This is a genomic window from Candidatus Chloroploca asiatica (assembly GCF_002532075.1).
Lineage (GTDB): Bacteria > Chloroflexota > Chloroflexia > Chloroflexales > Chloroflexaceae > Chloroploca > Chloroploca asiatica.
Map to the genome: position 1 here is coordinate 63829 of NZ_LYXE01000059.1, position 25406 is coordinate 89234.

General features: G+C 59.0%; 19 protein-coding genes and 2 tRNA genes. 5 read left to right on the plus strand and 16 right to left on the minus strand.

All coding sequences use genetic code 11. The features are described from left to right. Positions 1–42: 42 nt before the first annotated feature. The 6 genes from cofC to mtnP form a co-directional block, all read right to left on the minus strand. Complete coding sequence (gene cofC, locus A9Q02_RS05250) at positions 43–657, minus strand: 2-phospho-L-lactate guanylyltransferase (RefSeq protein ID WP_097651300.1); 615 nt, start codon at positions 655–657, stop codon at positions 43–45. Continuing rightward, positions 654–1631: a 2-phospho-L-lactate transferase gene (cofD, locus tag A9Q02_RS05255; protein WP_097651301.1), complete on the minus strand. Its 978-nt coding sequence runs from the start codon at positions 1629–1631 to the stop codon at positions 654–656. Before cofD ends, cofC begins: the two co-directional genes overlap by 4 nt. Positions 1632–1716: 85 nt before the next feature. After that, positions 1717–2469, minus strand: a complete 753-nt coding sequence (locus A9Q02_RS05260) for a DUF5995 family protein (RefSeq protein ID WP_281256870.1) — start codon at positions 2467–2469, stop codon at positions 1717–1719. Positions 2470–2489: 20 nt separating this feature from the next. Next, on the minus strand, positions 2490–3092 hold the full coding sequence (locus A9Q02_RS05265) for a nitroreductase family protein (protein WP_097651302.1): 603 nt from the start codon (positions 3090–3092) through the stop codon (positions 2490–2492). Positions 3093–3102: 10 nt separating this feature from the next. Next, the gene (gene cofE / locus A9Q02_RS05270; protein ID WP_097651303.1) at positions 3103–3861 is read right to left on the minus strand and encodes a coenzyme F420-0:L-glutamate ligase; all 759 of its coding nucleotides are present in this window, start codon (positions 3859–3861) and stop codon (positions 3103–3105) included. An 8-nt stretch (positions 3862–3869) separates the two neighbouring features. Next, positions 3870–4733 (minus strand): S-methyl-5'-thioadenosine phosphorylase, encoded by an 864-nt coding sequence (mtnP, locus tag A9Q02_RS05275; protein WP_097651304.1) that lies wholly within the window; start codon positions 4731–4733, stop codon positions 3870–3872. Positions 4734–4847: 114 nt separating this feature from the next. On the opposite strand from mtnP, the gene A9Q02_RS05280 reads away from it, so the two are divergent. Both A9Q02_RS05280 and ribE read left to right on the plus strand, forming a co-directional pair. After that, a complete protein-coding gene (locus A9Q02_RS05280; RefSeq protein WP_097651305.1) occupies positions 4848–5678 on the plus strand; it encodes an alpha/beta fold hydrolase in 831 nt (276 codons plus the stop codon). Between the two features lie 70 nt (positions 5679–5748). Next, positions 5749–6357 carry a riboflavin synthase gene (ribE, locus tag A9Q02_RS05285; protein ID WP_097651306.1) on the plus strand — a complete coding sequence of 203 codons (609 nt, stop codon included), beginning with the start codon at positions 5749–5751 and terminating at the stop codon, positions 6355–6357. Positions 6358–6458: 101 nt separating this feature from the next. Here ribE and A9Q02_RS05290 read toward each other — a convergent pair whose 3' ends face one another. After that, positions 6459–7019 carry a cob(I)yrinic acid a,c-diamide adenosyltransferase gene (locus A9Q02_RS05290; RefSeq protein ID WP_097651307.1) on the minus strand — a complete coding sequence of 187 codons (561 nt, stop codon included), beginning with the start codon at positions 7017–7019 and terminating at the stop codon, positions 6459–6461. A 303-nt stretch (positions 7020–7322) separates the two neighbouring features. Here A9Q02_RS05290 and purF point away from each other — a divergent pair, with 303 nt between their 5' ends. Beyond that, a complete protein-coding gene (gene purF / locus A9Q02_RS05295; protein WP_172450652.1) occupies positions 7323–8732 on the plus strand; it encodes an amidophosphoribosyltransferase in 1410 nt (469 codons plus the stop codon). A 27-nt stretch (positions 8733–8759) separates the two neighbouring features. Then, entirely contained in the window at positions 8760–10073 is a 1314-nt protein-coding gene (gene rlmD, locus A9Q02_RS05300; RefSeq protein ID WP_245860365.1) for a 23S rRNA (uracil(1939)-C(5))-methyltransferase RlmD, read from the plus strand. 76 nt (positions 10074–10149) lie between these two features. Here rlmD and A9Q02_RS05305 read toward each other — a convergent pair whose 3' ends face one another. The 5 genes from A9Q02_RS05305 to A9Q02_RS05325 all read right to left on the minus strand — a co-directional run bounded on the left by A9Q02_RS05305 (position 10150) and on the right by A9Q02_RS05325 (position 21989). Beyond that, positions 10150–11151, minus strand: a complete 1002-nt coding sequence (locus tag A9Q02_RS05305) for a LamG domain-containing protein (RefSeq protein ID WP_245860367.1) — start codon at positions 11149–11151, stop codon at positions 10150–10152. A gap of 10 nt (positions 11152–11161) precedes the next feature. Further along, positions 11162–16654 (minus strand): LamG-like jellyroll fold domain-containing protein, encoded by a 5493-nt coding sequence (locus A9Q02_RS05310; protein WP_097651309.1) that lies wholly within the window; start codon positions 16652–16654, stop codon positions 11162–11164. Positions 16655–16978: 324 nt separating this feature from the next. Continuing rightward, complete coding sequence (locus tag A9Q02_RS05315; protein ID WP_097651326.1) at positions 16979–19825, minus strand: VWA domain-containing protein; 2847 nt, start codon at positions 19823–19825, stop codon at positions 16979–16981. 139 nt (positions 19826–19964) lie between these two features. Further along, complete coding sequence (locus A9Q02_RS05320; RefSeq protein ID WP_097651310.1) at positions 19965–21707, minus strand: long-chain-fatty-acid--CoA ligase; 1743 nt, start codon at positions 21705–21707, stop codon at positions 19965–19967. Between the two features lie 111 nt (positions 21708–21818). Further along, positions 21819–21989 (minus strand): hypothetical protein, encoded by a 171-nt coding sequence (locus tag A9Q02_RS05325; protein WP_097651311.1) that lies wholly within the window; start codon positions 21987–21989, stop codon positions 21819–21821. Between the two features lie 179 nt (positions 21990–22168). Here A9Q02_RS05325 and A9Q02_RS05330 point away from each other — a divergent pair, with 179 nt between their 5' ends. Next, entirely contained in the window at positions 22169–23188 is a 1020-nt protein-coding gene (locus A9Q02_RS05330; RefSeq protein WP_097651312.1) for a tagatose 1,6-diphosphate aldolase, read from the plus strand. A gap of 71 nt (positions 23189–23259) precedes the next feature. On the opposite strand, the gene cysS is transcribed toward A9Q02_RS05330, so the two are convergent. From cysS to A9Q02_RS05350, 4 genes are all read right to left on the minus strand, one after another. Continuing rightward, positions 23260–24456 carry a cysteine--tRNA ligase gene (gene cysS / locus A9Q02_RS05335; RefSeq protein WP_097651313.1) on the minus strand — a complete coding sequence of 399 codons (1197 nt, stop codon included), beginning with the start codon at positions 24454–24456 and terminating at the stop codon, positions 23260–23262. Positions 24457–24571: 115 nt separating this feature from the next. Then, positions 24572–25015, minus strand: coding sequence for an SH3 domain-containing protein (locus A9Q02_RS05340; RefSeq protein WP_141508728.1), 444 nt, complete (start codon positions 25013–25015; stop codon positions 24572–24574). A 76-nt stretch (positions 25016–25091) separates the two neighbouring features. Further along, positions 25092–25168, minus strand: a tRNA-Pro gene (locus tag A9Q02_RS05345). 19 nt (positions 25169–25187) lie between these two features. After that, a tRNA-Leu gene (locus tag A9Q02_RS05350) sits at positions 25188–25273 on the minus strand. Between the last annotated feature and the right edge of the window lie 133 nt (positions 25274–25406).

Sequence of the window (25406 nt, forward strand, 5' to 3'; positions counted from 1 at the left end):
GGTCATATCGGCCAGGCGCGAGAACCGACGGACTTCTACAGTTTAACTTGCGGCACGCTCAAGCGTCAACGCACGATACCGTACCAGATGAGCAGGGCGATCAATATCGAGGGCGAGGGTTGGTGAGTGATAGATCGTGACGTGCAGCCCACGTGCAGCGGCCTCGGCCTGATGGCGCATCGCACTTGCGAGGCCAAAAGAGAACGGAATGGATGCCTGACGACGCAACCCGAGCGCATTCGTACCTTCATTGGCGGCATCGGGGGCGATGACGACATCGGCTCCAGCGGCGAGCAGCGTCGTCATGGCCACGGCATCCTCGGGCGTCATCAGCGGCACATCGCCCGGAACGACCAGCACCGCCCCGGCCCCGGCGGCAACCGCTGCGGTACGCGCCTGCTCAAGCGCCAGATTAAGCTCGCCGCCAATCTCGTGGAGCACCGACGCACCCCAGCCTGCGCCAGCCTCAAGCACCACCGGGTCGGCACTGACCAACCAGATCACCTCGAACCCGATCGCAGGATCGCGGAGGGTGCGCAAGACACGCTCGAGCATCTCGAGCACCAGGGCATGGCGCGCCGCCGGGGTCAGCACCTCGGCGAGGCGACTCTTGGCCTGATAGAGCGTCTTGACGGGCACGATCGCGTGGAACTTCATCCGGCACCAGGGTTCGCGTCAGATGCAGCCCCATACCTCGCCTGGCGCACCTGATCGGCCAGTGCAAGGGTTACCGCAGCAAGGTGGGCCTTTTCGTCGGGGCCACGCATAATCGTATCCGTGACCGCCACCTGAAGACCGAGGGCCGCAATCGCTGGCGCAAGATCAGCGTCAACCTGGTCAATCACGATGCCATCAATCAGATCGGCGTAGGCGCGGGCGACGCCAAGCGCCGAGACCTCCATCCCCATAGCCTGCATCAGTGGTGCCGCTGGCCCCTTGATGGCCGCGCCGCCGACAATCGGGCTCACCGCGACCACCGGCACCCGGGCCGAGCGGATGGCCTCACGCATTCCGGGGAGGCTGACAATCGGACCGACACTGACAACGGGATTGCTTGGTGCAATCACGATCGCCGCGGCCTCGGCACATGCCGCAAGCGCATCAGGGCTAGGCAGTGCGCGGCCGGCGGCGTGGAGGCGCACCCCGGTCACGCGATCCTGGGCACGACGGCGGACAAAATACTCTTCAAAATGCATCTCGCCCACGGGCGTCAGAATATGGGTTGGCGCGGGATCATCGCTCATCGGCACAAGCTTGACCGCCACTCCGAGCGCCTGGCGAAACTGATCGGCGATCGCGGTCAGTGACTCACCCTCACTCAGCAGCGCCGTACGTCGGATATGGAGCGCGAGATCGCGGTCGCCGAGCTTGAACCAGGTCGGCCCACCAAGGCGTCCGAGCCACTGCATACACTCATCGGTATCACCAGCAATACCCCAGCCCTGCTCACGATCAATCAGATCGGCAAGCGTACACGTCACAATATCAAGATCGGGCGAAATCACCAACCCGTGCAATACAAAATCGTCACCTGTATTGACAACTGCCGTTACTGTTGCGGGTGGCACCACCTGCACCACCCCCTCAAGAAAACGTGCTGCGCCCACTCCGCCAGCGAGCACTGTGAGCATACTGCTTCCTTTGATTACTCTGTCAAGAACATTTGCTAATATGCATGGTACAGGAGATATGCATCAGGCGCAACCACACTTCCCCTCAAAACATGCGCAAACGACGCAGCCAGCGCAAAGGGTAGCCAAACGCCCGCGCCCCCAACGCGCCGCCATCAAGCATCAGACGCACCCGGCCCAACGCAATTGCATCGGTCTGGCGACGCAGCGTGAGGCGGGTAGGGAGATCGGGGGTATTGACAATCGTGATCGCCTGACTCCAGACATCAGCGCGCCAGTTGCGGATCAAGCGGGCCGTACACCACTCGTCAAGCGGACCGGCAGCAAGATCAACGAAGCGCATCAGGCGGGCATACGGCGCAACAACCTCATCTTGCACGCGATCAATCGTCTCACCAATCACCACATTGACCATGGCATGATCGTCAAAACGCAACCTACGCCCGGCGGGTGACAGATCCGACCACTCTGGTTCAAGCATATCGGCGATCACCTGTACCAGATCATAATTAATATGGGCATTGATGCCAAGCAGCAGATGTTTGATCAAAGGGGTGGTCGGTTCTTTCGCCAGATCAAAGGCATACTGCCAGACCACCGGTAGATCGATGGCAGCGCGATCATACGCTTCAATAGCCGTGAAATAGTAGCCCGCAAAATTATGGATCAGATCCGCGACCCAGACTGGATCGTGAAAGCGCCCGTTCGCCACCCCCAGGATCATATTGTCGGTCATCCGCAGATAGCACGCCAAGAAAACCGCACGCTGATCGCCAACGCTTTCCCAGGCGGCAATTTGCGTAGTCATACTTGCAAGAAGATCGCCATCTCTCGTCATCGCCAGGCCCTCCCTCCAAACTATTCCCAATGCACCACGAGTTCATCAAGCGAACGCCGTGGCCGGCGGACAGGATCGCGAGCGGGATACCCAAGCGGGATCAGCGCATGGGGTGCAAGGTCATCGGCAAGCCCGAGGGCCGCCCGTACCGTCGCCTGGCAGAAGAGGGGCGCACACATCCAGCCTCCATCAAAGCCCTGGGCATAGGCCGCCAGGAGCAGATTCTGCACAGCGCACCCAAGGCTCTGGATCGCCATGATATGCTCGGCGTCCTGGCGTTCAGCATCGGGATAGACATCAAGATCGGCGAGGTAGAGGCACGGCACAATCACCACGGGCGCACCCGTAATACGCTCGTGCGACTTACGAAAACGCAGGTCAATCGTCGCCGCATCCTGCCCATCGAGGGCCAGTTGGCGGCGCCACTCGGCCCCCATCGCATTGGCAAGACGCAGCTTGGCCTCAGGCGTGGTCAGCACCACAAAACGCCAGGGCTGGCGGCCATGCGGTGACGGGGCCCAGCGAGCCGCTTCGAGGAGAAGCTCAATCTGCTCACGCGTCAGTGGATCAGGGCGAAAGGCGCGCACACTGCGACGCCCACGGATCAAGGTTAACCATTCCATGGCGGCAGCCCTAACGAAAAAGATCAAACCGCGGCTCGCGGATCAATTGTTGTGCACTTGCCTCATCATCACGAGCATAGCTATACCCGCGCACCAGAGCCACCGGAACGCGGTCAATCTTGCCCATCACCAATTCGGCGGCACTGGCAAGCTCGTCGGCAACCGCGATCACCGAGGCATGCATGGTATAGCCATAGGGATCATCGACGCCACCGTAGTCGCTGAGCGGCTTGAGGCCAGCGCAGCCAATGGCAACATTGACCTGGCCTTCGCGCCATGGTCGCCCAAAGGTGTCCGAGATGACGACGGCGACCTCAGTGCCCGTCGCCTCGCGCAGCGCGGCCCGCAACGCACGGGCACTGGCATCAGGATCAACCGGCAAGAGGCAGACGATCTGCCCACCGGCAACATTCGACTCATCCACGCCACTATTCGCACAGACGAGACCGTGGTGCGTCTCGGTGATCAAGACCCCATTCGCCATCCTGACAATACGCCGACTCTCGCGCAGCACCACCTCTTGAAAGGCAGCCTCTTTGCGACCCTGGGCCGCAATCTGATGGGCAAACGCTGAAGGCTCGATGGTCGCCGGATCAACCAGACGACCCTCGGCCTTCGAGACAATCTTGTGGGTCACGACAAGCACATCGCCATCAAGCAAGGTCAGCCCACTCGTTTCAAGCGCCGTAAGTAGAAGCGTCGCCAAATCATCACCGGGGACAACCTCACCGATGCCATGAACAGGAAGAATGCGGATCTCAGACTGCATAGCGATCCTTACAAATAACGACCGGCAATCAACTGCAGACGCTCGCGGGCTTCAGCAGGGATGCGTGTACGGTCAGTAAGAATAGCCGTTGCCAGCGCACTGTGAGCCGCGCTGACAAAACCATCGCCGATCAGCGTGACCGCATGGGCCACAATCTGTTGCGCCAAGGTCGCGTTGGCAAGTAGCACAGCAACAACCGCATCAACCGTCACCGCATCGTGGTTAGGATGCCAGACATCGTAGTCAGTGACCATCGCCATTGTTGCGTAGGCAATTTCGGCTTCGCGGGCGAGTTTGGCCTCGGGCAAGGCCGTCATGCCAATCAGCGCGTGCCCACGACGGCGGTTCTCTTCGCTCTCGGCGATCGTTGAAAAAGCCGGGCCTTCCATCACCACCAGCGTCCCACCGCGATGCACCGTCGCCCCGGCTGCTTGTGATGCCTCGTACAGCCGCTCGCAAAGCAACGGGCAGAAGGGTCGCTCAAAGCCAACATGGGCTACCACGCCCCCTTCAAAGAAAGTCGCCGGACGAACACCTTTTGTTCGATCAAAAATCTGATCAGGGATGACAACCTGTCCGGGTGCATACTCCTCACGCAGTGAGCCAACGGCGCTCACCGAGATGAGGTATTGCACCCCGAGTTGTTTGAAGGCGTGAATATTGGCCCGTGCGGGCACCTCAGATGGGTTCAAGCGGTGACCACGACCGTGACGCGGCAAAAAGGCAACCCGTTTGCCAGCAAGCGTACCAAGCACAAACTGGTCACTTGGCTCACCATACGGCGTCGTCAGCGCGACCTCCTCAACATCACCCAACCCCTCCATCCCATACAGACCACTGCCACCAATGACGCCAATCATTGCCTCAGGCATGAAATTGCTCCTCTTCCAGGTTAGAATCTACCATACCAAGAGTATACCCGATCTCCAGGCAGACAGCTTTGCGCTACAATACCCGCAGAGAACTTCTACGGAAAGGAGCTTGTTATGCCTGCTGTTGAACTGCATTACCAGGCGCATGCTGGTGGCGAGCCAACCCTGCTCTTGATGCATGGCCTGACTGCTAATTGTCGCTGCTTTGATGTCGTGGCCGCACACCTGACGCCGACCTTTGGCGTCATTGCGCCTGATCTCCGTGGACGCGGGGCGAGTCCCAAGCCAGATGAGGGGTATCGGATGGCGGATCATGCCGCTGATATCGTGGTCTTGCTCGACCAACTCGGGATCGCGCGTACCATCATTGGCGGGCATTCATTTGGTGGCTTGCTTTCGCTCTACCTTGCGGCCAACCATCCCGAACGGGTTGCCGGTGTCATCCTGATTGATGCCGCGATCAGCGCGGCCAGCGAACGCACCCGCGAACTGATCCGGCCCGCGCTCGCCCGCCTCGAACGCTCGTACCCTTCCTTTGAAGCGTTCCTGGACCTGATCCGGGCGGCACCCTACTATGACGGGTGGACATGGGATCCGGCGGTTGAGACTTATTATCAGGCCGATGTGGTGACCGAGGCTGATGGCAGCGTGCATCCTCGTGCGCGTCCGGCTCACATTGCGGCTGCCGCCGACGGAGTCATTGCCGAACCCTGGCGCGAACACCTGGCACAGGTTAGCTGTCCTGTCTTGATGCTGCATGCCACGGGATCATACGGCCCTCTAGGTGCCCCACCGATCTTCACCCAGGAACAAGCCGACGAAACGCGCAGCCTGCTCAACAACTGTACCTACATCCATGTTCCCGGCAATCACCAGACCATGCTCTATGGCGCAGGCGCAGAAGCCCTTGGCGCGGCGATCAGCCGCTGGATCTTTGAAATGTAGTATTTTTAGGTAGGATGACCTGGATACATAAGCAAATAGTGATGACCATACAAAAGCCGGAGGAATAGTCATGTTTACAGGTATTGTCGAAGAGATAGGACGGGTAATCCAGATTGTCGGTGATCAAGAACGCGATAACATGCTAACGATTGCGAGCCGCGTCGCTCGCGAGGGAGCGCGTCTCGGTGACAGCATTGCCATCAATGGGACGTGTCTCACGGTGACGGATCTCGCGACGGATCAGTTTCGTGTGGGGCTAAGCCCTGAAACGCTGCGGCGTACCAATCTCGGACAACTGCAGGTCGGCGACCCAGTCAATCTCGAACGCTCGCTGACCTTTGGCGGACGGATGGGAGGGCATTATGTCCAGGGCCATGTGGATGGCATCGGCGTAATCGTTGGGGTTGTCCCCGAGGGTGATGCAAAGCGCATCCGCATTCAACCACCAAGCCAATTAATGCCCTATATCGTTGAGAAGGGCTATATCGCGGTTGATGGGGTAAGCTTGACAGTGGCGGATCTGGACGAGACAACGTTTACCATCGCGATGATCGCCTACACCCAACAGGCCGTCATCATGGGGCAGCAGACCGAGGAGGCCATCGTCAATCTGGAGGTCGATATCATTGCGAAGTATGTCGAGCGCCTGACCCAGGCGTACCGTGGCGAGGCATCCTAGTGCCTCGCCACGTGCTGTACCTGCGGTAGCGTTGCGTTCCCGTTCGTCGGAGGTGATGCGCATCTACTTGGGCGAGCCCACTCATACGATCGGCCCGTCAGCTATGACGAAGCGGTGCGAGGACTTGCCCAGGGCACATCAGGCTTGGCAGCGCGGGCATTCGCAGCGCGAGCGGCAACAAAGAAGAAATCCGAGAGCCGATTGAGATAGATCAGGATCTGTGGATTAACATCTTCATCTTCGTGCTGAATAAGACTCACGACCCAGCGTTCTGCACGGCGACAGATGGTACGAGCGAGATGAACATGGGCGGCTGCGGAGGTACCACCGGGCAGAATAAACTGGCGCAGCGGCGCAAGTTCGGCTTCCAACTGATCAATTGACGCCTCAAGAAACGCAATCTCGGCCTCAGAGACACGCGGAACAAGGGCATGTTCACCAGGAGTAGCAAGATCGGCACCCACAACAAAGAGTTGATTTTGAACTTCAGACAGCAACGCATCTAACCCGGCATCCAGCCCCGAGGCACGGGCAACACCAACCGCCGCATTGCACTCATCGGTCGTACCATAGGCATGGACACGCAGGTCGTCTTTTGGCACGCGCTGACCACCAAAGAGGCCTGTTTCGCCGCTATCGCCAGTTCGTGTGTAGATTTTCATGTTTTTCTTTTCATCACTGAAACACAAAGCCAGCGTTGCTGGCTTTGTGTTTTGTAGCATAGATATCCTCTAGAGTCATTGTACAATGAGGCCCATGCTTTGACAAGACAGCGATTTCCAAACCTCAGAGCTCTCCGATGGTTGGCAAGCTATGCTATACTGCCTGTAGGATCAGTTGTACCTGTTTCACAGGCGAACCGCTTCGGCAACTTGCGAATCTATTCGTGCGAGCGGGTTGGACAGATGACCCGCCGATGACGCGGAATGGTCTGTCGTTCCGCACCGATGGGTGCTATCTTGTACATGCTTCAGGATCACGATGATAAGCCCGCTCATGAGTGCGGGGTTTTTGGCATTGTTGCCACCGACGCTGATGTCGCACGCCTAACCTTTTTTGGGCTCTATGCGCTGCAACATCGCGGGCAAGAGAGTGCCGGAATCGCGGTGGCAAATGGGCGTACGATCCGTTCGCACAAAGCGATGGGTCTGGTTTCCCAGGTTTTCAATGAAGAGAATTTGCGCCCACTGGCCGGTCATCTGGCGATTGGACATACGCGCTATTCAACAACCGGGTCGTCACGCCTCGAAAATGCCCAACCATTTGTGGTCGAGAGTGTGCTCGGTCCCCTTGCAGTGGGGCATAATGGCAATCTGACCAATGCGGCAACCTTGCGCCAAGAGTTGCTGACGCGTGGCGTTGGGCTCACCGGGTCGAGTGATTCTGAGGTGATTACGCAGATGCTCGCCGGTGGCGAAGGACGTACCTGGGAAGAGAAATTTAAAGTCTTTATGGTACGCGCCCAGGGTGCCTACTGTCTGACGGTCTTGACCCGCGATGCGCTCTTTGCTGTCCGTGATCCGCTTGGTCTGCACCCGATATGCCTTGGTCGTCTCGGTGAGCGAGGGTGGGTGGTTGCCTCAGAGAGTTGTGCGCTGGGCACGATCGGTGCATCGTTTGAACGGGAGATCGAGCCGGGCGAGATCCTGATGATCACCACGGAAGGACCGCGCACAATCGCGCATATGCCGGCGCATAAACCCGCCGAGTGCCTCTTTGAGTATATCTATTTTGCCCGCCCTGATAGTCTGTTGCACGGCAAAGCGCTGCACGCGGTTCGCGTCGCGCAAGGGCGTGAGTTGGCTCGTGAGGCTCCCGCCGAGGCTGATGTCGTGATCCCAGTCCCCGATAGTGCCACCCCAGCGGCGATTGGCTATGCTCAGGCGTCGGGCTTGCCCTATTCCGAAGGGCTCATTAAGAATCGCTATATCGGGCGGACATTTATTCAACCTGATGACCAGTTACGCCAGGTGGGCATTGCCCTGAAATTCAATGCCCTGACCGATAATCTGGCTGGCAAGCGCGTGGTCATGATTGACGATAGCATTGTGCGGGGCAATACCAGTGGGCCGATAGTCCGGCTCTTGCGTGAGGCAGGGGCCAGCGAGGTTCATGTGCGGGTTTCGTCACCTCCCATCCGCCATCCCTGCTTTCTTGGGGTCGATATGGCAACCTATCCCGAATTGATTGCCCATCGCCTGACCATTCCCCAGATTTGCGAGCATCTTGGGGCCGATAGCCTCGCCTATCTGAGCCTCGAAGGGCTAATCAAAGCCAGTCGTCACGGGGATGATACTTTCTGCCGTGGCTGTTTCACTGGCAAATATCCCGTTGATATTGAACTGGTCAATAAAGAAATTTTTGAGTTGCGCTAGCAACATGAGGTGGAGCGACGACCTCGGATGCAGATACACGAACTTCATATAACGATCGAGGGCATTGCTCAAGGTGGGGATGGGGTGGGGCGGAGTGACGGGATGGTTGTCTTTGCGCGTGGCGGTCTGCCCGGTGAAGAAGTCCGTGTCCGTCTGACTGAACGCAAAAGTAGTTATGCCCGTGGCGAAGTCGTTGAGGTGATCACCGCTTCACCTGATCGCGTGCAACCCGTGTTAGACACTAGTAATCACGCGCCATGGCAGCATATTGCCTATGATGCGCAGGTGCGCTTCAAAGAGACGATTCTGCGCGAGCAACTGGCCAAACTGGCCGGCGTGGATCGTGCCCCGCTTAGTCCGATGCTTGTTGCCCCCCATCCCTGGGGCTACCGCAATGCGGCAACCCTCCACTGCGATGGAAGCGATTGTGGCTATTATGCCAGTGGCAGTCGTACGGTGATCGATTTGCCGCATGACCCGCTGTTGCTGCCTGCGCTCAATGAGGCTCTCGCTGGATTGCGCAAGGTTGTCGGTGAAGCAGACGCGGTAATCGGTTCGCGGCTACGCCTGGTGCGTGAGGTCAGTCTGCGGGCAAGTGTGGCTTTTGGGTATAGCCTGGGTACCCTGCATCCCGCGCCAGGGGCCGACCCTGCCGCCCTGCAACGCCTGGCCCACGCCTGGTTCGATGAGGTAGCATCGCTCGCCGGCGTGTGCCTCGATGACGCCGAGTTTCACCGAACCCACAAGGCCATCGTGGGGGTGGCGTCGTTGCACGATCACCTGGACGAGATTGTCTTTTCGCTAAGCCCAACCAGTTTTTTTCAGGTGAATCTGCCCCAGGCCGAGCAAATGTTGGCACTGGTCAAACAAGCCCTCGAGCCAGCGCCGGGGCAACATCTGCTTGATCTCTACAGTGGGGTTGGCACCTTTGCTTTGCCGCTGGCTGCGGCAGGGGCAAAAGTGACAGCAATTGAAGATCACTGGGATGCCGTGACTGATGGTGAACGCTCAGCTGCGCTCAATGGCATTGGTGGCGTGAATTTTCTGCGGGCTTCGGTGGAACGAGCCCTCGTGCGGATGGAGGAACGGTTCGATGGCGTTGTGCTCGATCCGCCGCGCCGCGGGTGCCACCCGAGTGTGCTTACCGAACTGATCCGCCTGGCTCCTCCACGCATTGTCTATATCTCGTGCCACCCAGGGATTCTTGGGCGCGATCTGATGCCTCTGCTCCGCGCCGGGTATCAGATCCAACTGCTGCAACCGATTGATCTCTTTCCGCAAACGCCTCATATCGAAACGCTGGTCGTATTGCAACAGGCCGCGCTGCCCGATCCGCAATAAGCCAGCAAAACATGACGCTTGTGCCCACGAAAACGGCCAGTGAGACTGGCCGTTTTCGTGGGCACAAGCGTCAGCCCTAAATCATGGGCAAAAAGAGTTGCCATGCCCGCGTTGGTGGGGCAAAGGGGGTCTCACTCGCCCAGTGACGGCTCGGGTCGTTCTGGTTCGGGTTGAGTATGCCGGGGCTGGCGTTGCCCAACGCATCGGTGATCGTGCGCCCTTCCCCTTCATCAAAGCGATAGAGCGCAATGCTGTGCTGATCGGCACGATGGGGGCCATCTGGTCGCTGGAATGAACTGGTGTAACGCACAATGCTCGCGAGGTGAATGTCGTCAAGGTAGCCAGCAAAACCCAGGCTCCCAGGATAGTCGTGTTTTTCGGCGGCGAAGACGAGGTAGGGATCACTGAGCGGCCAGTCGGTTGTGCGTCCGAGGGGGTAGGCCAGGTCGCCCGCAGGCCCGTTGGTCGTAGCATCGAGTTGCCCATCAACAAAGATGCGCATCTGACCTGTCATGCTCCGTGTGACCGCAATATGATGCCACTGATTTGTCGTGACAACGGTTTCACCGACGAGTAAGTGATCATTGTTGCCGGTATTGACGCCAAAAACAATGCGCCCAGCACACAGGGCGATGCCATAGTCAGGAATATCGTCACCAAAGACATCACGGTCAATGATGATGTTGCCATAGTACCATCCCTGCCCCGTACAATCGCCGGCGCTATTTTCAGCGGCTTCGGCTTTCATCCAGAATTCAATTGTAAAATCGCCACCGATATTCACAGGGCTTGAACTAGTGAGACGACCCTGGGCGTCAAGTGGCCCAAGAGGGATCTTGACGCGATCACGGTCATCGGTATTCGTGCCAAAAAAACGCAGGGCAAAACCGCGCTCAGCGGCAGGTGCAGGTGCGGGGGCAGTGGTAGGCACCGGGTCAAGGGTAGGCGCAGTGGCCGCCGTCATAGCCGCCGTCGGTGCGGTGGCCGTCGTCGGTGCGGTGGCACCACAGGTATTGAGCAGCAGCAAGACCAGGGGCAGATAGCCCATGAGTCTTGTCAGGTAGCGCAATGATGGCATGTTCAACTTCCTAATTGAACGGAACGGTCGAAGCCACCCAGGTTGGGTCGTCATTCTCAGCGTTCGCTGTGGCCCCGAGGGTCAGGGTATAGGGACTCTGCGCATCAGCCACCGTCTGACCAGCGCCTTCATTGAAATTAAAGAGCGCGAGCGTATTGGCGTCGGGCGCAAAAGGTGCTGTCGGGACACCAAAGTTGGCTGCATAGCGCACATTGTTCGAGAAGCGCAATTCGTCGAGTTGCGCGTTCACAAAGCCATAGGGCAACAACCCACCAACACGCAAGCGAGGCCCGGCGGTGATCGTCCCGACCGTCGTCGCCGTGCCGCCCGTACCATTGACAAAGATCTGCGCAACCCCCGCATTGTACGTCGCCGCCACGTGGCTCCAGGTTCCGGCGGTCAACGCCACCGGGTGCGTCAACCCCTGCCATTGCCCGGCAGCGGTGTAGATCCACCAGGTAATCCGTCCACCGTCCAGTTCAAGCGACCAGCCGCTTGCATCGTCGGTCGTCGCTAGGATCACGCCATTCTGCCCGGCTGTGTTCGGGCGCAGCCAGAACTCGACGGTCTGCGTGCCATTCAACCCGGCAATGGCAATACCGCGCAAGTCATCGTTGGCCCCGTCAAACGCCAGTGCAAAGTTGGTGCCAGGCACCGGCGTGCTGGTCGGTATCGGTGTATTCGTTGGAAGTGGTGTGTTGGTGGGCGTCGGTGACGGGCCAGGCGTCGAGGTCGACGCAGGCGTCGCGGTGTTGGTTGGCGTTGGCACCGCACCACTGCCCTCGGTCGGGGCCGACGAGGCAACCCAGGTCGGGTCGTCATTCGCCGCATTTGCCGAAGCCCCCAGCGTCAGCACATACCCATTGCCACTGCGATCCGTGGTCGTTTGACCGTTGGCCTCGTCAAAACTGAAGAGCGCAAGGGTGTTGGCGTCGGGCAGAAACGCGGCGGTCGGCACGGTAAAGTTGGTCGCATAGCGCACACTGTTCGAGAAGCGCAATTCATCGATTTGCGCATTCACAAAGCCATACGGAGCCAAACCGCCAACCCGCACCCGAGGTCCGGCAGTGATCGTCCCGACCGTCGTCGCCGTGCCACCCGTACCATTGACAAAGAGCTGCGCGACCCCCGCATTGTACGTCGCCGCCACGTGGCTCCAGGTTCCGGCCGGTAGCGCCACCGGGTGCGTCAACCCCTGCCATTGCCCGGCAGCGGTATAGATCCACCAGGTGATCCGCCCGCCGTCCAGTTCGAGCGACCAGCCACTTGCATCGTTGGTCGTCGCCAGGATCACGCCATTCTGCCCGGCTGTATTCGGGCGCAGCCAGAACTCAACCGTCTGCGTCCCATTCAAGCCGGCAATCGCGTCACCCCGTAGGTCATCGTTGACCCCATCAAACGCCAGTGCAAAGTTGCTTCCCGGTACCGGCGTATTGGTTGGGATGGGCGTATTGGTTGGAATGGGCGTATTGGTTGGTGTCGGTGACGGGCCAGGCGTCGAGGTCGGCGCAGGCGTAGCAGTGTTGGTCGGCGTTGGCACCGCACCACTGCCCTCGGTCGGAGCCGACGAGGCAACCCAGGTCGGGTCATCATTCGCCGCATTGGTCGAAGCCCCCAGCGTCAGCACATACCCATTGCCACTGCGATCCGTGGTCGTTTGACCATTGGCTTCATCAAAACTGAAGAGCGCAAGGGTGTTAGCGTCGGGCATAAACGCGGCAGCTGGCACGGTGAAGTTGGCCGCGTAGCGCACATTGTTTGAGAAGCGCACCTCGTCGATTTGCGCATTCACAAAGCCGTACGGGGTCAACCCACCAACCCGCACCCGAGGCCCAGCAGTGATCGTCCCGACCGTCGTCGCCGTGCCGCCCGTACCATTGACGAAGATCTGCGCGACCCCCGCATTGTACGTTGCCGCCACGTGGCTCCAGGTTCCGGCCGGTAGCGCCACCGGGTGTGTTACTCCCTGCCATTGCCCGGCAGCGGTGTAGATCCACCAGGTGATCCGCCCGCTCTCCAACTCCAGCGACCAGCCGCTTGCATCGTTGGTCGTCGCAAGAATAACCCCATTCTGCCCGGCCACATTCGGGCGGAGCCAGAACTCGACCGTCTGCGTGCCATTCAAGCCGGCAATCGCGTCACCCCGCAGGTCATCGTTGACCCCATCAAACGCCAGTGCAAAGTTACTTCCCGGTACGGGCGTATTCGTTGGGATGGGCGTATTCGTTGGGATGGGCGTATTCGTTGGCGTCGGTGACGGGCCGATCGTTGGCGAGGGCAGCGGGATCGAAGGCAGATCAACCTCGGCATACCCAACAACCTCACGGGTATTGAACGCCTGGATGAGCGTCGTCCCTTCGCCGGGCACCGGACCAGTCAAGCTAAAGCTCAGCCCCTTTTGACCCGCCGGTGCACCATTCGGCAAGCGCACCAGCAACGCCCCACGGGCCGTACCAGCAGCATAGGCATCAGTCACCGCTCCGGGTTCGGCAACAAAGGTTGCGCCTTCACCAAAACCGCCAAGCCCGGTCACCGTCACGGTTGCAATATCCACCGTGGGCGGCAACGTGACCAGAACGCTGCCACCAACCGGGAGGCTCGGGGTCGTAAAGAAGATCGTATGGTCATTGCCTGCCGAGGTGAGACTCACGTCGGTCAAGGGAGCCCCAGGCTGCATCTCGGCGAGCGCAAAGCGGCGTGAATTGGGGCGGGTGCTCGTCGTGTAGTAGAGACGATACCGCGAACCCTCTTTCAACATCCGCACCGCCCAGACCTCATCGGGTGAACCGGCGATAATTGCATCATTGGCCCCAGTCCAGACTGGCTGATTCGGTGATGGGCGCACCCAGTTGATGCCATCGGTTGAAACAATATAGCCTGTGGTATACCCGGCCGTATACCCCGCGGCTTCATACCACATCCGATAAAAGACTCCATCCTTCATCACCGCCGGCACACCGATGTTGTTATCATCAAACGTGCCGAACGTGCCCGGAGCAATAATTGAGCCATCGGGATTGGTGGCAATGCGGGTCCAGATCACACCATCAGGTGACACGGCATAACCAATCCGGAAGGTATAAGCAGGACTCGTGCTCACCCCTTCAAACCACATCCGATGGCAGGTACCCGTCGTCCGCCCATTTTCACAAGGGGCAGTCGTGCTTGCCTGATCGATCAGCACCGCAGGCGCGACGATATAGGTTCCATCAAATTGACCAGGCACACCCGAGGCGCGCAAGAGAGCGCCACCCGCCAGATTGCCCGGCACACGTGTCCACGTGATCCCATCCTGCGACTCGGCGAGACCGATGCCATCAATGCTAGAGGCATCACGAAAACCGGTGTAGTACATCCGATAGGTCGCGCCGAAACGAATGATATTCATCGTCGAAACACCAGCCGCATCGAATGTCCCGTTCTGACCTGAGGCCTCAAAAACACTGCCCCCCGTCCCATTGCCTGGCACACGTGTCCAGGTAATGCCATCAGGTGAGATGGCATAGCCAATGCGCCGCTCTTGCAGCGGGGCGGGGCCAGTGCCAACATACCACATACGATAACAGAGACCACTGGTACGACCATTTTCGCAGGGGGCACCGACACGGGCATCATCACGCAGTACCTGGGGCGGGAAGATCTCGGTCACATCAAAACTGGTTCCATTGCCGCCACAATTGTCACCGGCCAACCCAAAGATCGCCCCATTCAGACTTTCGGGACACGTTCCGGGCACGCTCTGCCAGGGCTGATTGTTAGCGGCCGGCCCAGGCGTTGGGAGTGGTGTACTGGTGGGGAGTGGCGTATTTGTCGGTGGCGTAGTCGGCGTACTAGTCGGCCCCGGCGTACTGGTAGGGCCAGGAGTATTGGTGGGGAGTGGCGTACTCGTCAGCGTCGGCACAGGGGTACTAGTCGGAAGCGGGGTTGGCGTTGGCAAACCCGAACCAACGACGGTAGCATTGCCATATTGCAGCACCTCGCGAGCATCAAAGGTCTGCACCAGCACCGCACTATCGGCCGATGGCTGCACAGCAAGCGTAAAGGCAATGGTTTTCGCCCCAGCCGGCGCACCATCGGGCAGGCGCACCAGCAACGCCCCACGGGCCAGATTGCCCGAGGCGGCATCAGTGATGGCATCGGCCTCAGCGACCAGCGTGGCCGTTGCGCCAAAGCCGGTCACATTGCCAGGCGTCACCTGGGCAAACGGCACACTGGCAGGAAGAGTGACGAGCACACTTCCCCCAGCGGGAATCGCCTGACTGGTAAAGGTGAGGGTATAGGTTGTCGCGGTATTCGTCAGTTGGAGATCGGCAAACGATGTACCGGGAGTCATCGTGGCATAACTGAGCCGACGAGCATTGGGGCGGATCGTGTGGTTGTACCAGATGCGGTAGGTCGCACCGTCTTTGACCACGGCGGGTGCCCAGAGGTCATCAGGGCTCAGGGTGCCAGGATCATCACTCCCACGCCAGACCGGATCGTTTGGCACAGGACGCACCCAGTTCACCCCATCGGTCGAGACAACGTGACCAATGGTCGCCTGACCACCCGTTGAGCGGGCATCGTACCACATCCGATAGAGCGCACCATCTTTGATCACCGCCGGCACCGCTGCATTGGCCGCATCAAACGTGCCTGCCGGTCCGCGATCAATCACGGCTCCGCCATACCCCGCGCCAGCAAGCCGCGTCCAGTTCAGGCCGTCGGGCGACACAGCGTGGCCGATCAAATAGGTATAGACTGGACTCACATCCACACCCTGGTACCACATGCGATAACAGGCCCCACTGGTACGCCCATTTTCACACGGGGCCAGCGTACTTGCCTGATCAACAATGACGCGGGGGGCCGCCACAATATCCTGGTCAAAGGTGCCATCAAGGCCCGAGGGGCGCAACACACTTCCACCGGTCAGTGGCCCCTCCACGCGGGTCCAGTTTAGACCATCGGTTGAAGTCGCCATCCCCAGGCTAAAGAGGCTACCGTTGCCACCGACATACCACATGGTAAAGCCAGTAGCCGTGCGAACCACCGTCGGGAATGAAACCTCGGCGCTATCAAAACGACCGGTTGGCCCAGCCCCAAGCACACTCCCCAACCCGGCGAGGCCAGGCACCCGCGTCCACGTACGGCCATCAGGTGAGATAGCATACCCAATCCGTCGAAGGCCGCTCGTCGCAACCCCGGTATACCACATACGATAGCAGGTCTCACCTTCGGCAATCCCAGGGCAGGGCGCAATGCTCGTCGCTGTATCTTGCAAAATCACCGAAGCATAGATTTCATTCGCATCAAAGCCTTGTCCCGGGCCACCACAATTTTCATTGGCACTGGTGAAGACCGCGCCTTGAACCGCAGGGTCACAGGTACCCGCAACATGAACCCACGGCTGGCGATTTGGCACGGTCGCACTTACCAGGGAGGCAGCAAAACTGCTCAACACCAGCAAGAGACCAAGGAATAAACCACCAAAGAAAAAGGGTGAAGAGACTATCCGACGCATACGCTCGCTCCTATGCTTCGCATTGCCAAACAGATAACAGGAATTTATTGTGGTCAGTGGAAAGCACCCGTGTTGAGCGTTGATGACTGCGGATCACCAGGGCAATACCCAGGCCAACCTTGCAGCCACCAAGTTGCACCCAACCAACACCAACCGACATGACACCACAATGTCTGGTCATCATAGCAATTATTTATAAATTATTCCTAAACATTCGCCCGAGCGAGGTTGCGAGGTGTTTAAGAAGCTACACTGCTACACAGCATAGCAATGCGGTTTAAGAGGAATCACAGCGTGCCTTTACAGGCGCTCACCCTCTGCACATCATTTACGCCGCTGACGGGCCGCAAGCAGGGTCGCCAGCGTATCGTCATCAGAGTTTGGCGATGTGCGCGTTGGCCTGGAGGGCGAAGGCGCGGGTTGTTCACGCGGGTCAGGGAGCGCAGCGGTGCTGGGCGTGGAAGCCGCCGCGTTATCACGAGCGGAGGGAGGTGTCGAGGGCTGTGTACGTGCCGTACGCAGGCGAATCAGGGCCGGATCAAGACCCACCTCTGCCCCAGATGATGTCGAGCGGCGCCGTCGCTTGAAGAGCGCGGGGAGTTCGATCTGGCGCAAAAAGAGTCGCCGCAGGGCAATATCAAACGGCAAGAGCACCAGGGCAAGCCAGAGCAAGGGCAAGCCGATCTCATTGACCCGCCCGACCCGCTGCCCTGCCGGTTCAAAGAGACTCGCTGGAGGCGGGGCAACGCGCCCGCCCGTCACTGCGGCCAGATCATTGAGCAGAACCTGTCCATCAATACTCGGCGCATACTCAGGCGAATAACTGACTGCCACTCCCGCACTGGTTGTGGCAAAAACCTCGCCTTGCAGATCAGACGCCGTCACCTGGGCCAGATAGACCCCGGGATCAGGGGCGGGAACAACGGCGCGAAACCGCCCCGGCCCGACCTGGCGAAAAGCGACCGGGACACCACGTTCCGCAGGATCAAGCAGACGACCCGTTACCTCACCCGTCAGCGCCATGCGCCCATCCTCACCAAAAACAAAGAGATCGAGCAGGATTTCGCTACCTTCAGCGCGTGCTTCAAGACTCATCCGGCCCGAGGAGGCGGGTGGGAGCACCGCATCAACCAGACCGGTCGCAAAAGGCGCAAAGCCCTCCCAGGCGAGCCAATCGGTCGCCCACTGCGCCTTGAGATCGCTCGTCCAGGCGAGCACACGCCCGAGCCCAACCTGCCACACCGCAAGCAACGGTTCACCGTCGGGGGCCACAAGCAAGGTGCGGGCAGCGGGGCGCGCAGCGGTCGCGTTGTAGCCATTCAACGGCGGCAGCGGGCCAAGGCCACGGATGGGGGGCGCATTGAGCACAATTGCGGGCAAAAAGCGCTCCTCCACCAGATCGCGCCCAGCAACACGGATCGTCTCATTCAAGAAGATCGCAGGCACATCCTGGGCCTGCAACACCCGATAAAACGCGCCACCGCCCCGTTCGGCGAGTCCTTCAAGGCTTGGATTAGCCTCGCCACCTATCGAGACAATCGTGATGGTCGACCCATCGGCGCGCATCCGGTCAATCAGGTCAGTATAGTTGCTACTATCGAGGCCATCGGTCAAGAGGATCAAATGCTTGACCCGCGCATCAACCGCATCGAGCGCATCGGCCCCCAGCGCCACCCCGGCGCGAATATTGGTTCCGCCACCAATGCTGATGCGCCCGAGGGCCTCTTCAACCAGCAAGAGATCAGTGAAAGGCTGAAGCGGCAGCACCGTCTGCGCCACATCATCAAAGACGAAGATGCCAAGCTGATCTTGTTCAGCAAGACCCTGCGTCGCGAGAATGACGGCATCCTTCGCCAGATCGAGGCGATTACGCCCAGGGCCAGCCGTATCAGACATACTGCCACTACGATCAAGCACCAGGACAAGGGCGAGATCAGGGCGTTCTTCCTGGCTACGTGGATTGAGGTCAACGGGCAGAATCTCGGCCAGTGGCGTACGGCGCCACCCCCCAGCCCCAAACGCTTCGGTACCCCCAATCATCGCCAGACCACCGCCCTGCTCGCGGACATAGATGGTCAGCGCACGCTGCACCTCGGGGGCAAGCGCGGGGGCGGGCACATCAACGAGAAAGACGGCGGCGAACTGGCGCAACTGTGTCACCTGGGCGGGCACCTGGGCAGGCGCACGCACCTCAACCCGCACCTCGCCAGCCTCAAGGGCCGCCCGCAGCGGTGCCGCCCGATCCTCCGCTGAAGCAACGATAAGCACACGTGGCGGACCCTCGACCTGGGTAAAAGCTGTTGCCCGATTATTGAGCGCCTGCGTATCAACCGGCGAAGTCATCCGCACCTCAAAGCGTCGGAAACCGGCTTCGCCAACCGGCAGATTGAATTGCAAGGTGCCCGCACCAACGGCAACCGGCAACGCCTCTTCAACCGCAACCAGCTCACCATCAGCCAGGAGCTCAACCCGCGCCGTCGTCGCAACATTGCTCTGAAAACGCACTGTCAGTGGCAATGACTGACCCTCGCGCGCTGTCGCAGGCACATCAAGGGCGGTCACCAGTAGATCGGGGCCACTCGTAGCGACAAAGGGCACCACCTCAATCGGCACCCCTCGCAGCGCAGCGATGCGCGCAGCCTCGACCGCGCGCCCCGTATTCTCGACCCCATCCGAAAGCAACACAATGCGTTTCTGCGCATCAGCAGGCAAGAGAGCGAGCCCAAGCTGGATCGCCTCGGCGATATTGGTCCGACTCGGCGTCACAACCGACGTTACACGATTGAGCGGAGCCACCGGCACGGCGGCCCGCTCGACAGCGGGATCGGCCCCAAAAACAACCATAGCCGCACGATCCGTCGGCTCGCCCGCCTCCATCGCCTGATTGACATAGGCCAGCGCCTCTTCGCGCAACGCCGGCGCAAACGAATCGCTGCCATCAAGCAAAAAGACCACCGCCGTCTGCTCGCTCGGACGGACAAGCTGCGTGCCAGCGAGCGCCAGCACAAGCGCCAGCAACATCAGACTGCGCAACACCAGCAACGCCCCAAAACGGCGACGACCGAGGCGCACCAGATTAGGGGCACGCGTCGCCCAGGCAAAGAGCCAGAGCAACGGAAGCAAACCCAGAAGCAGCAATGCTGCCGGATAGATAAAGCTCAGTGTTATCATCGTATACACTGTAGCATGGATTGCCTTGGGTTGCGCTGTGCAGGCGCGTGCTTTGGCCCAACTGTTTCAGTGGCTCCTTCAACGCTGAGACGTCAAAACGGCCAGCAGAGCTGGCCGTTTTGACGTCTCAACCTTAACCTTACGCCGGTGTCTGAGCGGTCGTTTCGCCCTTCTGGCGGGCTTTCTCTTCTTCGATCAAGACCCGGCGGAGGATCTTGCCGACCATGGTCTTGGGCAATTCGGTGCGGAACTCAACCTCACGCGGGATCTTGTAGCTCGCAAGATGGATCTTGCAAAACTCCTTGATCTCATCGGGCGTTGGGTTCTCACCGGTCTTCGGCACAATAAAGGCCTTGACGGTATCATCACCACGCTTGGGGTTCGGAATGCCGACCACGACGGCCTCCATGACTTTGGGATGCATATAGAGCACCTCTTCCACGTCACGGGGCAGCACCTTGAAGCCACTGGCGATAATCATATCCTTCTTGCGGTCAACCACATAGAAGTAGCCTTCGGGGTCAACCTTGCAGATATCGCCGGTGCGCAGCCAGCCATCGGCATCAATGGTCTGGGCCGTCTCTTCGGGGCGATTCCAATAGCCCTGCATAATCTGGGGGCCACGGACACAAAGTTCACCCTGCGCCTCGTTATCAAACGGCAGCGACTCACCGGTCTCCAGATCAACAATCTTGGCATCGGTATCAGGCACCGGAATGCCAACACTGCCGCCTTTGCGTGTCCCAAAGACCGGATTGCAGTGCGTCACCGGGCTACACTCGGTCATGCCAAAGCCCTCGACCAGACGCCCGCCGGTAATCTGCCCAAACTTCTCCTGGACTTCGATAGGCAATGGAGCCGAGCCAGAGATACAGGCCGTGACACTTTTCAGGTCATACTTGCCGACATCAGGGTGATTAATAATGCCAATATACATCGCCGGCACACCCGGATAGAGCGTACAGCGCTCTTTCTGGATCACCTTCATCACATTATCAATCGGGCGAGGATTGGGCACAATCACAATCTCGGCCCCCATCGAGATCGAATAGATCATCGCCACGGTCATGCCATACACGTGGAAGAAGGGAATGGCGGCCATCATCTTCTCGGCCCCACGTTTGCCCTTGGGAAGCCAGGCCTGGATCATCATGGCATTGGCAATCAGGTTACGGTGCGACAGCATCGCCGCCTTGGGCAAGCCGGTCGTGCCACCGGTATACTGCAAGAGCGCCGTATCCATAGCGCCGACTTCAGCGCGTGGTGGCGTAGGGGCATACTTCTCAAGCAACCTCGCAAAAAAGAAGATATCCGACTCGGGTTGCACATCAACCCACTCAGGCGTCCGTTTCTGCTTGCTTTTCACCAGGAAGTTGGAAGGAAAGGAGAGCGTATCAAAGACATAGGCAATAATCGTACGTTTGACGGGCGTTTCAGCACGAATTTCACGCAAACGGGGCCAGAAAAGGTTGAGCATAACGATCGTTTCGGCCCCCGCGTCAACCAACTGATGCTGCAACTCACGGCTCGTATAGGTTGGATTCACATTCACAACCATCGCCCCGATGCGCATCGCCGCAAAGAAACTAATAATGTAATGGGGCGAGTTGGGCAACATAATGGCGACCCGCTCACCTTTGCGGACACCAAGCTGGTAGAGGGCCGTCGCCATGCGGTCAACCTGCTCGTTGAGTTGACGATAGGTCATGCGCCCACCGACGGTAAAACGCTCACCGAGCAGATAACTGAGCACAAAATTGGTCGCGATCTTGTCAGGAAAGGCACGGGCAGTCTCATTGAGCAGATCACTCAACGACTGATCGGGGTAGGTGAGGGTTCGGACTACATCCGGCTCATAGCTTGCAAACCATGGTCGTTCCATGCAGGCACCTCCTTGTGCGGTAGATACAAAGACCGTAGCTGGTCATCAGCCTTGCACAAGCTGTGCGCATGCATTTCCGACAACCAACTACGGACAAAGGTTTGAAACTACTTATACGTCGTCACGCAACCAACCGCGCTCACGGGCAATGAATTTGATCGTCGCGTCATCAGGTGGATAAAGGCCAGCGGCCTGATAGGCATAGGCCAGAAGTGCAGCGCCTCCAATGAGCCCGAGGACAAGCCCGAGCACAAAGGCAAACGCACTCATTACCTGTTTCATTCTTCCTCCAGGTATTTCGTGTGCTATCACAGGGTACAATGTTATGCTATTGTACCATGACTTCAATCCCTGGTTAACACAATGTGACCTTTGTTTTGCCCCTATCTTCGGGTATAATAGACGCGGTTTATGGTTCGAGCCAAGACGCAGGTAAAGTTCTCTGCAAAGGAGCGAGTACGATGGGGAAAGTGCAAATCACAAAGGGCAAATTCGCAGGTATTCAGGCGTGTGCTGACGACAAGGGAATCATTGCCGCTGCCGCGATGGATCAGCGCGGATCCCTCAAGAAGGCGATCGCGAAAGCACGCGGTTCCGAGGCTTCCAACAGTGACCTCACGGCTTTCAAGACGTCGATTACACGGGTGTTGACCAAACATTCGACCGCGATCCTGATGGATCCCGAGTATGGTCTGCCGGCCCTTGAACACAAGGCCCCCGGAACCGGGGTTCTGCTGGCCTACGAGAAGACCGGCTATGACGCGACCGTGCCTGGTCGTCTGCCTGACCTGCTTGGCGAGTGGAGTGTCCGGCGCATCAAGGCTGCTGGTGGCGATGCTGTCAAGATCCTGCTCTACTACAATCCCTTTGATGACAAAACGGTCAACGAGATCAAGCATGCCTTCATTGAGCGCATCGGCGCAGAATGTGTCGCCAACGATATTCCGTTCTTCCTTGAGCCCATTGCCTACGATGATGCCATGGACGAGAAGTCGCTGGCGTATGCCAAGGCCAAGCCAAAGTATGTTACCGCCTATATGGCCGAGTTCTCGAAGCCACAATATGGCGTTGATGTGCTCAAGGTTGAGGTGCCGGTCAATGTGAAGTTCGTTGAGGGGATGCAGGTCTTTGCCGGCGAGAAGGCCTACACCCGCGCCGAGGCTGCCGAGCTCTTCCGTGAGGCTGCCAGTGTTTCAACCAAGCCCTTTATCTACCTCAGTGCTGGCGTCACTGACGAGGTCTTCCGCGAGACGCTTGAACTCGCTGCCGAGGCTGGCACCCCCTTCTCGGGTGTGCTCTGTGGCCGGGCGACCTGGCAGGATGGCATTCCAGTCTATGGCGAGAAGGGCGTTGAGGCCCTCGAAGAGTGGCTCGAAGACCGCGGTGTCGCCAATGTCAAGGCACTCAACGCGATCCTCGCCCAGGGTGCCAAACCCTGGTGGACCGTCTATGGCGGCAAGGATCAGATCGAGGTTGTGTAAGACGTTGTGCCCTGGAACAAGTCAGTTCTGCTGACTTGTTCCAGGGCACAAAAGTTGGCTCAGGGCAACGCTTATTGCAGCACAAAGCCCATCATGATTGCCCGATCCCGGACTTCTTCAACCGCCGCCTCAACCTTGCGGCCGTCGGCAGCAGCGGCCCGAATCTCACCGGCCATCGCGTGCAACAAGGCAAGCGCCGCCGGGGTATTCAAATCATCTGCCATTGCCGCATCGAATTCTTGCAGCACCGGGGTCAGATCAAGCTCGGGGCCACTTCCGCTGATCACCGTCACCGCCTCGATGAAATCTGCGGCCAACTGCACATAGTGCGGCATCGCGGCGGGACTATAGTCAAAATCCTCACGGTAGTGCTGAGAGAGCAGATACCAGCGGAGCGCGTTGGGGCCATGCTCGCGCAGCGCATCACGCGCAAAGACGAGATTGCCCCGCGACTTGCTCATCTTTTCGCCATCGAGCCAGACCAGGCCGGCATGCATCCAGATATGGACAAAAGGCCGTTTACCGGTGACTGGCTCGGTCTGGGCGATTTCACAAGGATGGTGCGGGAAAAGCAGGTCGGCCCCGCCTCCGTGAATATCAATCTGGTCGCCAAGGTAGCGCGTTGACATCGCGCTACACTCGATATGCCACCCCGGGCGTCCTATTCCCCACGGGCTTGGCCAGGTGGGATCATCGGGCTGGCCGCGTTGCCAGAGCACAAAATCGAGCGGGTCGCGCTTCTTGGGATCGTGGGGCTTATTGCCCCGCTGATTCGCCAGCGCGAGCAACTCTTCGTACCCCATGCGGGCCATTTTGCCGAACTCAGGGTCAGTCTTGATGCTAAAGTAGACTTCCCCCTCAACCTCATAGGCATGGCCAAGCTCGATCAAGCGCTGGATCATCGGCAGCATTGCATCTATCTCCTCGCTGGCGCGCGGGAAATAGGTCGGCATCAGGATGTTCATCCCGGTATAATCGGTGAGCAATTGATCAGTCTGTTGCTCGGACAATTGTTGCCAACTGACGCCATCACGGCGCGCCCGTTCAAAGAGCGGGTCATCAATATCAGTGACATTCTGGCAATAGCGCACCTCGGCCCCCTGCCAGCGCAGATAGCGCACGAGCAGATCAAAGACGAGAAAGGTACGGGCATGGCCGATATGCGTTGTATCGTAGGGCGTCACCCCACACACATAGAGCGTGATCGGGCGATCCAGTGGGACATGAAAAGGTTCTTTGATCCGCGAAAGTGAACTAAAGAGGTACATACAGGCTCCTGGTTGCAATGAGAGGAGGAGCGATCGCCGTGCTCCATTCCCTATATGGGAGCGTGGGGTGACAAAACATCACCAAACCGCGCCGCACCATTATGATACCACTGCATCACGGATCGCTCTCGGGCACAGCGGCAGCCGTGGTTGGATCAATTTCAAGCACTTGCAAGAACATCCAGCCGCGCAACTCACCGGGGCCAATGATCTCAAACCAATCACCGTTCCGGCTCACCAGGATCACCGGGGCACCAGCCTCAAAAACCCCGACGGGAGTAAAATCAGTTCCAGGGCCAGAGCGCACATTGGCGGTCACCGCCACAGTGCCCCTGAGTGGCAAAGGTGTCGGCGTCAGCGTCGGCAACGGCGTCACTGACGGCGTTGGACTCGGGGTAACCGGGGTCACACTGGGCAATCGGGCAAGGGTTGGCACGGGTGTAGGACGCTCAGGCAGAGCCGCGGCCAGATCGCCACACGAACTAGCGAAGAGCAGCAACCCTGTCAGCAAGAACGTCCCCAGGAGACGGCCAGGCCGTAAAGCAAAAAGAAGGCGCATACGAGCAGCCTCACCAGCCATTCAAAATGCTACAAACACCAAAAGTGCCTGTGTAGAACACAGGCACCTCTTGAATTGGTCGGGGCGAGTGGATTTGAACCACCGACCTCCGCGACCCGAACGCGGCGCTCTACCGGGCTGAGCCACGCCCCGCCAAAAGCCTGATGAGGAATGGTGCCGAAGGTGGGACTCGAACCCACACGAGGTTGCCCTCAGAAGTTTTTGAGACTTCCGCGTCTGCCATTCCGCCACTTCGGCTAACGGGGTGATTATACCAGGTAGCCCGTATGTCGTCAACCGCGATGGCGATTGACTAGGGCTACGTCAAAGTGGTAGCCCATCGTGTATCCTTCTGAAGGAATGATCGAACGCTTCAGGAGGACACGATGGA

Coding starts and splice junctions, on each gene's coding strand:
- A9Q02_RS05310 (WP_097651309.1), bottom strand. CDS start 16,654: ATGCGTCGGATAGTCTCTTCACCCTTTTTCTTTGGTGGTTTATTCCTT.
- cofE (WP_097651303.1), bottom strand. CDS start 3,861: ATGCAGTCTGAGATCCGCATTCTTCCTGTTCATGGCATCGGTGAGGTT.
- A9Q02_RS05315 (WP_097651326.1), bottom strand. CDS start 19,825: ATGATAACACTGAGCTTTATCTATCCGGCAGCATTGCTGCTTCTGGGT.
- A9Q02_RS05320 (WP_097651310.1), bottom strand. CDS start 21,707: ATGGAACGACCATGGTTTGCAAGCTATGAGCCGGATGTAGTCCGAACC.
- cofC (WP_097651300.1), bottom strand. CDS start 657: ATGAAGTTCCACGCGATCGTGCCCGTCAAGACGCTCTATCAGGCCAAG.
- A9Q02_RS05290 (WP_097651307.1), bottom strand. CDS start 7,019: ATGAAAATCTACACACGAACTGGCGATAGCGGCGAAACAGGCCTCTTT.
- A9Q02_RS05340 (WP_141508728.1), bottom strand. CDS start 25,015: ATGCGCCTTCTTTTTGCTTTACGGCCTGGCCGTCTCCTGGGGACGTTC.
- A9Q02_RS05325 (WP_097651311.1), bottom strand. CDS start 21,989: ATGAAACAGGTAATGAGTGCGTTTGCCTTTGTGCTCGGGCTTGTCCTC.
- A9Q02_RS05280 (WP_097651305.1), top strand. CDS start 4,848: ATGCCTGCTGTTGAACTGCATTACCAGGCGCATGCTGGTGGCGAGCCA.
- A9Q02_RS05265 (WP_097651302.1), bottom strand. CDS start 3,092: ATGGAATGGTTAACCTTGATCCGTGGGCGTCGCAGTGTGCGCGCCTTT.
- cofD (WP_097651301.1), bottom strand. CDS start 1,631: ATGCTCACAGTGCTCGCTGGCGGAGTGGGCGCAGCACGTTTTCTTGAG.
- A9Q02_RS05260 (WP_281256870.1), bottom strand. CDS start 2,469: ATGACGAGAGATGGCGATCTTCTTGCAAGTATGACTACGCAAATTGCC.
- ribE (WP_097651306.1), top strand. CDS start 5,749: ATGTTTACAGGTATTGTCGAAGAGATAGGACGGGTAATCCAGATTGTC.
- cysS (WP_097651313.1), bottom strand. CDS start 24,456: ATGTACCTCTTTAGTTCACTTTCGCGGATCAAAGAACCTTTTCATGTC.
- mtnP (WP_097651304.1), bottom strand. CDS start 4,733: ATGCCTGAGGCAATGATTGGCGTCATTGGTGGCAGTGGTCTGTATGGG.
- rlmD (WP_245860365.1), top strand. CDS start 8,760: ATGCAGATACACGAACTTCATATAACGATCGAGGGCATTGCTCAAGGT.
- purF (WP_172450652.1), top strand. CDS start 7,323: ATGCTTCAGGATCACGATGATAAGCCCGCTCATGAGTGCGGGGTTTTT.
- A9Q02_RS05305 (WP_245860367.1), bottom strand. CDS start 11,151: ATGCCATCATTGCGCTACCTGACAAGACTCATGGGCTATCTGCCCCTG.
- A9Q02_RS05330 (WP_097651312.1), top strand. CDS start 22,169: ATGGGGAAAGTGCAAATCACAAAGGGCAAATTCGCAGGTATTCAGGCG.